General features: G+C 70.7%; 12 protein-coding genes. 10 read left to right on the top strand and 2 right to left on the bottom strand.

Annotated elements, in window-relative coordinates; all coding sequences use genetic code 11:
* The first annotated feature begins 43 nt into the window (after positions 1-43).
* On the top strand, positions 44-1,954 hold the full coding sequence (rho, locus tag HUO13_RS31535; RefSeq protein WP_211898563.1) for a transcription termination factor Rho: 1,911 nt from the start codon (positions 44-46) through the stop codon (positions 1,952-1,954).
* Between the two features lie 145 nt (positions 1,955-2,099).
* On the opposite strand, the gene HUO13_RS31530 is transcribed toward rho, so the two are convergent.
* Positions 2,100-2,462, bottom strand: coding sequence for a hypothetical protein (locus HUO13_RS31530; protein WP_249124215.1), 363 nt, complete (start codon positions 2,460-2,462; stop codon positions 2,100-2,102).
* 287 nt (positions 2,463-2,749) lie between these two features.
* Between HUO13_RS31530 and rpmE the strand changes: the two genes are divergently transcribed.
* From rpmE to prmC, 3 genes are all read left to right on the top strand, one after another.
* Entirely contained in the window at positions 2,750-2,962 is a 213-nt protein-coding gene (rpmE, locus tag HUO13_RS31525; RefSeq protein ID WP_211898562.1) for a 50S ribosomal protein L31, read from the top strand.
* A gap of 97 nt (positions 2,963-3,059) precedes the next feature.
* Positions 3,060-4,133 carry a peptide chain release factor 1 gene (prfA, locus tag HUO13_RS31520; RefSeq protein ID WP_211898561.1) on the top strand — a complete coding sequence of 358 codons (1,074 nt, stop codon included), beginning with the start codon at positions 3,060-3,062 and terminating at the stop codon, positions 4,131-4,133.
* Positions 4,134-4,194: 61 nt separating this feature from the next.
* On the top strand, positions 4,195-5,070 hold the full coding sequence (gene prmC, locus HUO13_RS31515; RefSeq protein WP_211898560.1) for a peptide chain release factor N(5)-glutamine methyltransferase: 876 nt from the start codon (positions 4,195-4,197) through the stop codon (positions 5,068-5,070).
* Positions 5,071-5,192: 122 nt separating this feature from the next.
* On the opposite strand, the gene HUO13_RS31510 is transcribed toward prmC, so the two are convergent.
* The gene (locus HUO13_RS31510) at positions 5,193-6,062 is read right to left on the bottom strand and encodes an alpha/beta fold hydrolase (protein ID WP_211898559.1); all 870 of its coding nucleotides are present in this window, start codon (positions 6,060-6,062) and stop codon (positions 5,193-5,195) included.
* Between the two features lie 274 nt (positions 6,063-6,336).
* Between HUO13_RS31510 and HUO13_RS31505 the strand changes: the two genes are divergently transcribed.
* From HUO13_RS31505 to HUO13_RS31480, 6 genes are all read left to right on the top strand, one after another.
* Positions 6,337-6,987: an L-threonylcarbamoyladenylate synthase gene (locus HUO13_RS31505; protein WP_211898558.1), complete on the top strand. Its 651-nt coding sequence runs from the start codon at positions 6,337-6,339 to the stop codon at positions 6,985-6,987.
* A 273-nt stretch (positions 6,988-7,260) separates the two neighbouring features.
* Positions 7,261-8,445 carry a glycosyltransferase family 4 protein gene (locus HUO13_RS31500; protein ID WP_211898557.1) on the top strand — a complete coding sequence of 395 codons (1,185 nt, stop codon included), beginning with the start codon at positions 7,261-7,263 and terminating at the stop codon, positions 8,443-8,445.
* The gene (locus tag HUO13_RS31495) at positions 8,445-8,906 is read left to right on the top strand and encodes a hypothetical protein (RefSeq protein ID WP_211898556.1); all 462 of its coding nucleotides are present in this window, start codon (positions 8,445-8,447) and stop codon (positions 8,904-8,906) included. Before HUO13_RS31500 ends, HUO13_RS31495 begins: the two co-directional genes overlap by 1 nt.
* Positions 8,907-9,151: 245 nt before the next feature.
* Positions 9,152-9,931, top strand: coding sequence for a F0F1 ATP synthase subunit A (gene atpB / locus HUO13_RS31490; RefSeq protein ID WP_211898555.1), 780 nt, complete (start codon positions 9,152-9,154; stop codon positions 9,929-9,931).
* Positions 9,932-9,989: 58 nt separating this feature from the next.
* Entirely contained in the window at positions 9,990-10,253 is a 264-nt protein-coding gene (locus HUO13_RS31485; RefSeq protein ID WP_211898554.1) for an ATP F0F1 synthase subunit C, read from the top strand.
* A gap of 31 nt (positions 10,254-10,284) precedes the next feature.
* Positions 10,285-10,839, top strand: a complete 555-nt coding sequence (locus tag HUO13_RS31480) for a F0F1 ATP synthase subunit B (RefSeq protein ID WP_432757786.1) — start codon at positions 10,285-10,287, stop codon at positions 10,837-10,839.
* Positions 10,840-10,851: the final 12 nt, after the last annotated feature.

Raw genomic sequence — 10,851 nt, 5'->3', positions numbered from 1 at the left:
GCTGGGTCGCGTAGGAGGCGCGGTCCGGTCAGGAAGGACATTCGTGAGCAACACCGAACTGTTGAGCAGCGAAGCGGCCAACGGCGTCGCTCAAGCTGGCCGGCAGGAATCCGAGCAGTCGGGCACCGGTTCCGAGACCAACGGGACCCCGCGCCGACGCGGCGGACTTTCCGGCATGGTTCTCGCTGAGCTGCGCCAACTCGCGGGGGAACTGGGCATCGACACGGCCGGCCTGCGCAAGGGCGACCTGATCGCGGCCATCAAGGAGCGGCAGGGCGGCGCGGCCCCGCAGCGGTCGCGCGGCACCAAGAAGCCCAGCCAGGCCGCCGAGGACAGCGCCCAGGCCAAGGCCCACCAGCCCGCACTGGACGAGAGCGACGCCGACAGCAAGCAGCGCGACACCGAGCAGGCGGCCGAGCCGGCCACCAACGGTGCCGCGCCGTCCCGGGGACGTGGGCGCCGTCAGCAGGCCGCCGACGCCTCGGGCGACGACGAGAGCCGGCGTTCCAACAACCGCCGCAGGCGCTCCTCCGGGCGGGCCGGCGGTGCGCAGGAGGACGAGCGCGGTGGCCAGGGCGGCCAGGAGCGCTCCGAGCGCGGTGAGCGCCAGGACCGGGGCGAGCGTCAGGACCGCGGCGACCGTCAGGACCGCGGTGACCGTCAGGACCGCAACAACGCCAGGCAGCAGCAGGACAACCGGCAGGACGACGGCGACGACGACGGCGGCCGCAGGCGCGGGCGCCGGTTCCGCGACCGCCGCCGCAACCGCGGGCGCGCGGAGGGCGGCGGCAGCGAGCCGGAGGTCCGCGAGGACGACGTGTTGCTCCCGGTCGCGGGCATCCTCGACGTGCTGGAGAACTACGCCTTCGTGCGAACCTCCGGCTACCTGGCGGGGCCGAACGACGTCTACGTCTCGCTGTCGCTGGTCCGCAAGTACGGGCTGCGGCGCGGCGACGCCATCAAGGGCGTCATCCGCCAGCCCCGCGAGGGCGAGCAGCAGCGGCAGAAGTTCAACCCGCTGGTGCGCGTCGACGCCATCAACGGCCTGGAGCCCGACGCGGCCAAGGGCCGGTCGGAGTTCCACAAGCTGACCCCGCTCTACCCGAACGAGCGGCTGCGCCTGGAGACCGAGCCGCACAACCTGACCGGCCGGATCATCGACCTGGTGATGCCCGTCGGCAAGGGGCAGCGGGCGCTGATCGTCTCGCCGCCGAAGGCGGGCAAGACGATGGTGCTGCAGGCGATCGCCAACGCGATCACCACCAACAACCCCGAGTGCCACCTGATGGTCGTCCTCGCCGACGAGCGTCCGGAAGAGGTCACCGACATGCAGCGGTCGGTGAAGGGCGAGGTCATCGCCTCCACCTTCGACCGTCCGCCGTCGGACCACACGACCGTGGCCGAGCTGTCCATCGAGCGGGCCAAGCGCCTGGTGGAGATGGGCCACGACGTGGTCGTGCTGCTCGACTCCATCACCCGGCTGGGCCGCGCCTACAACCTGGCGGCCCCGGCCTCGGGCCGGATCCTCTCCGGTGGTGTCGACTCGACCGCGCTGTACCCGCCGAAGCGGTTCCTGGGCGCGGCGCGCAACATCGAGAACGGCGGCTCGCTGACGATCTTCGCCACGGCGCTGGTGGAGACCGGCTCGACCATGGACACCGTGATCTTCGAGGAGTTCAAGGGCACCGGCAACGCCGAGCTCAAGCTGGACCGCAAGCTGGCCGACAAGCGGCTGTTCCCTGCGGTCGACGTGGACGCCTCCAGCACCCGCAAGGACGAGATCCTGCTCTCGCCCGACGAGCTGGCGGTCACCCACAAGCTGCGCCGGGTGCTGGCCGCGCTCGACGCCCAGCAGGCCCTGGAACTGCTCCAGGACCGGCTGCGCAAGTCGCGGACCAACATCGAGTTCCTGATGCAGGTCGCCAAGACCACGCCGGGCAAGGACGAGGACTGACGTCCGCGTCGTCCGCGCATCGCCGAGGGCCCGCACCGACCAGGTGCGGGCCCTTTCGGTTCATGACGCGGAGCACACTTCCCCGGGAGGAGGTCGCCGGATCGAGTCGCGTCGCGGGCTCCCGCGGGCGACGCCGCGGCGTCGGTCAGGGGCAGGCGACCGGCCGGGCGGCGCTGCGGACGAGCACCACGACCAGCACGATCGCGGCGGGCGGTCCGACGACCAGCGCGGCGACCAGGGGCACCCGCACGGCGTCGGCGGCCAGGCCGCCGAGCAGCACGGCCAGCGGGTAGCCGAACCGGAGCCAGCGGCGCTGCCATGCCGCGCTCCAGCCGACCTGACCGCTGCTCAGCAGGGTCAGCGCGCCGGCGAACCCGCACAGCACGGGCACCGAGGCCGTCACGTCCTGGAACAGGCCGGGGGACGGGGTGACCAGCACCTCGAACAGGGCGGCGATGCCGACCGCGCTGCCGAGAAACAGCAGCGGCAGGAGGACCCACGTCTTCACCGTGAGTTTGCCTAGGGCGGAGCAGAGCATCACGCGTAGAGAATGCGTCGGCGGCGCCGGGTGCGCACCACCTGTCCCTGGTTCACTCGACGGGCGGTCACTCCTACGCGCCGGGCGGTGTGTCCGGTGGGCCGAACGGCATCCGGGTGCGCCGGGAATATCCGGGGAGGGCCCCTGCGTTGCAGGTCAGCAGCCTTCGTCTGGCAGAATGCAAGGTTGGTTCCGGCACCGGTTCACCGCGCGGCGCGGCCGCGTGGACCCGGCGGCCACGATGAGAGGACAAGGCGTTGAAGTCTGGTATTCACCCCGAGTACGTGACCACCCAGGTCAACTGCGGTTGTGGTAACTCCTTCACCACGCGCAGCACCCGCAAGAGCGGTCAGATCACCGTCGAGATCTGCTCCAACTGCCACCCGTTCTACACGGGCAAGCAGAAGATCCTCGACACCGGTGGCCGCGTCGCCCGCTTCGAGGCCCGCTACGGCCGCCGCAAGAAGTAGCCGAGCCGACGGCGCCCGTCACCGCGTTGCGCGGGGCGGGCGCCGTGTCGTGTTCGCAGTGCCGTCCGGTCGTTCGCACCAGTGAAGAGGGTCGCCAGTGGAGACGTCCAAGCTCGATGGTCTGCTCGCCGAGTACGCGGAGTTGGAGCGGCGGCTGGCCGATCCCGAGGTGCACGCCGACCAGGCCGGTGCCCGCAAGCTGGGGCGCCGCTACGCCGAGCTGACCCCGATCGTGCGCTGCTCCAAGGAGCTCGACCAGGCCCGCTCGGATCTGACCACCGCCCGTGAGCTGGCCGACGAGGACCCCGCCTTCGCCGAGGAGGCCGAGTCGCTGGCCGAGTCGGTGCCCGCGCTGGAGGCCAAGCTCACAGAGCTGCTGCTGCCGCGCGACCCGCACGACGCTTCCGACGTGCTGCTCGAGGTCAAGTCCGGCGAGGGCGGCGAGGAGTCCGCGCTGTTCGCCGGTGACCTGCTGCGGATGTACCTGCGCTTCGCCGAGCGCCAGGGCTGGCGCACCGAGGTCCTGGACGCCACCGAGTCCGACCTCGGTGGCTACAAGGACGCGACGGTTGCGGTCAAGGCCAAGGCCGGCGACACCGGTCCCGACGGCGTCTGGTCGAAGCTGAAGTTCGAGGGCGGCGTGCACCGCGTCCAGCGGGTACCGGTCACCGAGTCGCAGGGCCGCGTGCACACCTCTGCGGCCGGTGTCCTGGTGTATCCGGAGCCGGAGGAGGTCGAGGTCGAGGTCGACGAGAAGGACCTGCGCGTCGACGTCTACCGCTCGTCCGGGCCCGGCGGGCAGAGCGTGAACACCACCGACTCCGCGGTGCGCATCACCCACCTGCCCACCGGCATCGTGGTGTCCTGCCAGAACGAGAAGTCGCAGCTGCAGAACAAGATCCGCGCCATCCAGGTGCTGCGCGCCCGCCTGCAGGCGCTGGCCGAGGAGGAGGCCGAGCGCGAGGCGTCCGAGACGCGCCGCAGCCAGGTGCGCACGGTGGACCGCTCCGAGCGCATCCGCACCTACAACTTCCCCGAGAACCGGATCTCCGACCACCGGGTGAACTACAAGTCCTACAACCTCGACCAGGTCCTGGACGGCGACCTGGACGGCGTGCTCGGCGCGCTCGTGGCGGCCGACCGCCAGGAGCGGCTGGCCACCGCCGAGTGATCGGGCTCGCAGTGCGCTCGCTTCAGCGGATTCCGGCCGCGTGCGCCTTAAGCTTGCTGACGTGACCCGACAGCCCCTGCGACTGGCCATCCTCGAAGCGGAGCGCGTGCTCGCCGCCGCTGGTGTGGCGAGCCCGCGAACCGACGCCGAACTGCTGGCCGCGCACCTGCTCGGCGTCGAGCGGACGAAGCTGATGATGGTGCCGCTGGTGGACCCGCCGGTGGTGCGGGCGCTGGAGGAGCTGGTGCGCCAGCGCGCAAAGCGCGTCCCGCTCCAGCACCTGACGGGTACGGCGCACCTGGGCGGCGTCACGCTCAACGTGGGTCCCGGGGTGTTCGTCCCGCGCCCCGAGACCGAGCTGCTGCTCGCCTGGGGGCTCGCCCTGCTGGAGGGTGTGGAGTCCCCGACGGTGGTCGACCTGTGCAGCGGCTCCGGCGCGCTCGCGCTCGCGGTGGCCAACGCGCGTCCGGATGCCGCGGTCTACGCGGTCGAGGTCGAGCCTGCCGCGCTCTCCTGGGTGCGGCGCAACGCCGACCAGCAGGTCGCGGCAGGTGACACGCCGATCCGGCTCTACGCCGGGGACGTGACCGACCCGACGCTGCTGATGGACCTCGACGGCACGGTCGACCTGGTCCTGTGCAACCCGCCGTACGTACCGGAGGGCACCCCGGTGCCGCCGGAGGTCCGCGACCACGACCCGCACGAGGCCGTCTTCGGCGGCCGCGACGGCTTGGACGTCGTCCGCCACGTCGTCGGCTGCGCGGCCCGCCTGCTGCGGGCGGGCGGCGGGGTCGCCATCGAGCACGACGACACTCACGGCGGTTCGGTGCCCGCGCTGCTGTCGGCGCGGCGCGTGCTCACCGACGTCGAGGACCACACCGACCTCGCGGGCCGGCCCCGGTTCGCCACCGCGCGGCGGGCGCAGCCGCAGTCCTAGTGCCTGCTTGGATAGGCGGCTGCGCCGCTTCGATGATCAAAGGCAGGCGCTTGGCGAGGTCCGCCGCGTCGGGTCGCCCCGGCGCGGCGGTCCACCGTCATCTGTCCACTTAGGATGCGCGATCACGGGTGGGCGTTGACGAACTCCCGCAGCAGTGCGTTGAACTCGTTGGGCTTCTCGCGGCTCGGCCAGTGGCCGGCGTCGGCGATCCAGCGGAACATCGCGCCCGGGATGGCCCTGGCGGCCTCCTGCGACGCGGACATCGGCACGATCCCGTCCTTCTCGCCGTGGATGACCATGGTGGGGCAGCGGATGCGGTCCAGGTGCGGCAGGTGGTTGATCCGCATCGAGCGCCGGTCGATCGCACCGTGCTGCCAGTCGGAGAACACCGTGCCCCGGTTGCGCACCTCCGCGCGCACCTCGTCGAGGATCGACTCCAAGTCCGCCGCCGGCTGGCTCCCCGTGAACGTGCCGCGGGTCATGACCCGCCTGGTCAGCGCGCTGCTCATGCCCATCGCTCTGGCCCACAGCATCCCCGGGAAGCGCAGCTTGACCAGCAGGTAGGTGAACAGGTGCCGGTCCAGCCGCGCCTGCATGCCCGTCGGGGCGGCCAGCACCAGCCCGCGTACCCGCTGCGGGTGGCGCAGCGCGAAGCCGGTCGCGATGCTGCCGCCCATCGACATGCCCACCACCGTCGCGTCGGGGACCCGCCACGCGTCGAGCAGCCAGCGCAGCGCCTCCTCGCAGGTGCGCTGGTCGGCACGCCCGTGCCACGGGCGGCTGCCGCCCTGGCCGGGCAGGTCCGGGACGAACACGGTGTGGTCGACGGCGAGCACGGGCACGGTGCGCCGCCAGCTCAGCATGCCGTTGTCCACGCCCCCGCCGTGCAGCAGGACGATCGCGGGGCCGGAGCCGCCCGCCCGGTGGAATCGGATCTTCCCCGCGGGGAACTCGATGTGATCGGTCTCGACACCCTGGGGCAGGGCGGTCATGATTCGCTCCTCGGCTGGCTTGGTCTCGTGCGGGCGGCGGCGGTGCCGGTGCCGCGGACCGGCGTGCCCGGAGTGTCAGACGTTCCGGACGGCGTCGGCGTTGTCGCCCCGGAAGCGGCGGGTGCCGGGACCACCGTTGCGGGCAGGTCCTGGCCCGGTCGGCACGGCACACCTTTGCGATCTTGTCCGGCGCTCTCGTCGTTACCGGCGTTCGCGATCGATTCTGCCCCGCACCACTCGCGGGCGCCGCGGATGCGCGTGCCAGGATCGTGGGGTGAGCACCGTCTATGACTGCAGTCGCCCGGACAGCCGGGAATCCGGGCTTGCCGCTGCCGCGAACGCGGTTCGCGCGGGCGGCCTGGTCGTGTTGCCCACCGACACCGTCTACGGGATCGGCGCGGACGCCTTCGACTCCAACGCCGTGGCCTCGCTGCTGGCGGCGAAGGGCCGCGGGCCCGACATGCCGGTCCCGGTGCTGGTCGGCTCGTGGTCCACTGTGGATGGGCTGGTGATGTCCGTGCCGCAGCAGGCCCGCGCGCTGATCGAGGCGTTCTGGCCGGGCGGGCTGTCGATCGTGCTGCCGCAGGCGCCGTCGCTGTCCTGGGACCTCGGCAACACCCGCGGCACCGTCAACCTGCGGATGCCGCTGCACCCCGTCGCGCTCGACCTGCTTCGCGAGGTCGGACCGATGGCGGTGTCCAGCGCCAACCGGACCGGCCACCCGCCGGCGTCGACCGCGACCGAGGCGCGCGAGCAGCTCGGAGACTCCGTCTCGGTCTACCTGGACGGCGGTCCTTCCGGCGAGCCGGTCGCCTCGACGATCGTCGACCTCACGCAGGCGCAGCCGAGTGTGCTTCGCGAGGGTGCGGTGGGTCTGGAGGACCTGGCCGACGTGCTGGGCGTCGACGTCGAGTCGCTGCGCTGACGCGGCGGCCCGGCCGCCCGGGGGAGCGCGGTTCAACCTGAACGGGTGACACCCGAAGGGGTGCGGTGTGGGTGCCGCGCCGGTCCGCGGGGGAGGCGGAAACGATCTTCGCTGCTGCGGACCGGTGGGAACGCTTCCGCGGTTGGCCGATAGCGTTAGTGCCAGTATGCGCAACGTGAGCAGTGATGAGGAGCGTCAGGCTTGAACAGGTCGTTCTGGGGGCAGAACGTCGAACTTCCACGGGCCACTGATCCGCGAGGGTGATCCGCCGGTATGGACAACGCACCCGCATGGGCACCCGCCGGCCTCCCGGCCCGTGAGTACCTGCTCGTCCTGCTCACCGCCGCGGCGGTGACGTTCCTGCTGACCGGCCTGGTCCGGCTGCTGGCGATGAGGGTCGGCGCGGTCGCCTACCCGCGGAAGCGCGACGTGCACGTCAAGCCGATCCCGCGGATGGGCGGCGTGGCGATGTACGGCGGCGTGCTCGCGGCGATGTTCCTGGCCGACAACCTGCCCGCGCTGTCGAGGGGCTTCGACTACTCCAAGGACGCGGTCGCGGTGATCGTCGCGGGCGGGCTGATCGTGCTGGTCGGCGCGCTCGACGACCGCTTCGAGCTGGACTCGCTGACCAAACTGGCCGGGCAGGTCACGGCCGCGGGCATCCTCGTGCTGTCGGGCGTCCAGTGGTACATGATCGGCGTGCCGTGGGGCGGCGGCGAGGACCAGCTCGGCCAGATCGTGGTGCTGGGCAGCAACCAGGGCCAGCTGCTCACCGTGCTGCTCATCGTGGCGATGGTCAACGCGATGAACTTCGTCGACGGGCTCGACGGCCTGGCCTCCGGCATCGGGCTCATCGCCGCCAGCGCCACCAGCGTCTTCTGCCTGGGGCTGCTGGCCAAGCACGGCGGCGACGTCACCGCCTACCCGCCCGCGCTGATCGCGGCCACCATCGCCGGCGCCTGCCTGGGCTTCCTGCCCTACAACTTCCAGCCCGCCAAGATCTTCATGGGCGACTCGGGCTCGATGCTCATCGGCCTGATGCTGGCTACCGCCAGCACCACCGCCTCGGGCAAGCTCGACATCAACACCGCCGAGCTCAAGGACACCATCGCGCTGCTGTCGCCGCTGCTGGTGGTCGCGGCGGTGCTGTTCGTGCCGCTGCTGGACCTCAGCCTGGCCGTCGTCCGGCGCACCAGGGCGGGCAAGAGCCCGTTCCACGCCGACAAGATGCACCTGCACCACCGCCTGCTCGAGATCGGGCACTCGCAGCGGCGCGCGGTGCTGCTCATCTACCTGTGGGCGAGCGTCATCGCCTTCGGCGCGGTGTCGTTGACGCTGTTCAACGCGGTGGTCGTGGCATGGGTCGTCGGCCTGGGGGTTCTGGTGGCGGCTATCATCTCGGTGGTCCCGCGCATGCGGGCCCGAGCCGCCGAGCGAGAGAGCCAGCGAGAGAGCTGATGGACCCAGCACAGCAGACCGACACCGCCGAGAAGGCGTCCACCGACCCGCACGGGGACTCGGTGCGCAGGCTCGCCGCGGCCATGCTGCGCACCGCCCTGGTGCCCGGCGCGGTCACCGCGGTCCTCGGCGCGATCGTGGCGACCGTGCTGTTCGGAGTCTCCGGCCTGGTCAGCGCGCTGATCGGTGGCGTGGTGGCCTTCGGCTCGTCGGTGCTCACCATCTGGCTCATGCGCACCACCGGTGGCATGAACCCGATGTTCGTGATGGTGGCGGCGCTGGGCGGCTACATCGGCAAGATGATCGTGTTGCTGGTGGTGATGACGTTGCTCGGGTGGGTCGACGGGATCCACCGCGAGGCGCTGGCGTTCACGATGCTGGCCACGATCATGGTGTGGGCCGGCGCCGAGGTCGTCGCGTTCAAGAGGACCAAGATTCCCACGATCGTGCCCAGCGACTGAGGTCGTGGCGAGGCTTCCGCTCCGCTGGGAGGGCGGTGCGCGGGAGCCGAAGTTACCGCTTGGTATTGTCCGGTGGGCGACCGTCTTTCCTCGTGAAAGCGGCCGATCGGGTGCCAAGGGGCGCCCGTTCGCGCACGGGGTGGGGTCCCCGACGTACCGGAACACCTATCAGGTACGTTAAGTGCAAATCGTGACGATTCCCCCGGCGGTGTGAACGTCGACCGGGAGAACCGGAAGGAGCCCAGTTGGGCGCGCTGGTGCTGGCCGAGGGCGGAACGTTCGTACCGCCAGGGGCCGATAGTTTCGTTCTGCCGCCGATCTTCGGCGGAGTCACCAAACCGATGGTGCTGGTCGTGCTGTCGGCAGTGATCGTCGGCGCGTACTTCGTGATCGCGACCCGCAACCTCAAGCTGGTGCCGGGCAAGGGCCAGTTCGTGGCCGAGTCGATCTACGACTTCAGCCGCAACAGCATCGCCAGGCAGCAGATCGGCGCGAAGGACTTCCGTCCGTTCGTCCCGCTGATCTTCGCGTTGTTCACCTTCATCCTGGTCAACAACATCTACGGGATCATCCCGCTGATCCAGTTCCCCACGATGTCGCGCATCGGCTTCCCGATCGCCCTGTTCCTCGTGGCGTACCTGGTGATCCACACCGTCGGCTTCAAGCGGCACGGCTTCCTCGGCTACCTCAAGCACGTCATGTTCCCGCCCGGGGTGCCCAAGCCGATCTACATCCTGCTCTCGCCGATCGAGTTCTTCCAGAAGTTCATCGCCCAGCCGGTCGCGCTGGCGATTCGAGTGTTCGCCGCGATGTTCGCCGGGCACCTCATCCTGCTGGTGTTCACCATCGGCGGTCAGTTCCTGCTCATGGAGGCGAGCGCGGCGCTGAAGCCGGTGTCCGTCGTCGCCTTCGCCTTCGCCATTGCCTTGACGTTTGTCGAGGCCTTGATCCAGGTGCTCCAGGCTTACATCTTCGCGCTGCTCGTCGCCAACTTCATCGGCGCGGCGATGGCGCAGGAGCACTGAGTCCGACCAAGACCTCCGATCCGCGCCCTCAAGCGGACCGAGTTGAAAGGTAGTGAAAGTGAGCAACATCGTTCTCGCCCAGGCCGCCGAAGCCGCCGTGAACATCAACCCGGGTCTGGCCGCGATCGGCTACGGCCTCGGCGCCATCGGCCCGGGCATCGGTGTCGGCCTGATCTGGGCCGCCGTCATCAACGGCACCGCCCGCCAGCCGGAGGCCCAGGGCCAGCTGCAGGGCATCGCCTGGATCTCCTTCGTCCTGGTCGAGGTGCTGGCGCTGATCGGTCTGGTCGTCTACTTCATCGCTTCGGCCGGCGGTGCCTGATTAACGGCTCTACGCGTTGGGAGACGTTGTGGTGAAGACGCAGATGCTGCTGGCCGCGGAGGGTGGTGGGCACAACCCCATCATCCCGGAGCCGGTGGAGATCGTGGTCGGCCTTGTCGCCTTCCTGCTCCTGCTGTTCGTGCTCTGGAAGTACGCGGTCCCGCGCTTCGAGAAGGTCTACGAGGAGCGCAGCAAGCGGATCGAGGGCGGCATCGAGAAGGCCGAGGCCGCGCAGGCCGAGGCCCAGCGGACGCTGGAGCAGTACAAGTCCCAGCTCGCCGAGGCCAGGGCGGAGGCGGCCCGGATCCGCGACGACGCGCGCGCCGAGGGGCAGCAGATCGTCGAGGAGATGCGGGCCCAGGCGCAGGCGGAGTCCGAGCGGATCGTGTCCGCAGGCCAGTCCGCGCTGGCCGCGCAGCGGGCCCAGATCGTCGCCGAGCTGCGGGCCGACCTCGGCCGGCAGGCGGTCGACCTGGCCAGCCGCGTGGTCGGGGAGTCCCTGGAGGACGAGGCCCGTCGTCGCGGGACCGTCGACCGGTTCCTCGACGAGCTGGAGGCCACTGCGGCTCCGGCGTCCAAGGCCTGATGAGTGAAAGGC

It is taken from the genome of Saccharopolyspora erythraea, from assembly GCF_018141105.1.
Lineage (GTDB): Bacteria > Actinomycetota > Actinomycetes > Mycobacteriales > Pseudonocardiaceae > Saccharopolyspora_D > Saccharopolyspora_D erythraea_A.
The sequence above is the reverse complement of the archived record's forward strand: the minus strand, read 5'-3'. Positions and strand labels throughout refer to the sequence as shown.

Coding starts and splice junctions, on each gene's coding strand:
- HUO13_RS31500 (WP_211898557.1), top strand. CDS start 7,261: ATGGACAACGCACCCGCATGGGCACCCGCCGGCCTCCCGGCCCGTGAG.
- HUO13_RS31510 (WP_211898559.1), bottom strand. CDS start 6,062: ATGACCGCCCTGCCCCAGGGTGTCGAGACCGATCACATCGAGTTCCCC.
- HUO13_RS31495 (WP_211898556.1), top strand. CDS start 8,445: ATGGACCCAGCACAGCAGACCGACACCGCCGAGAAGGCGTCCACCGAC.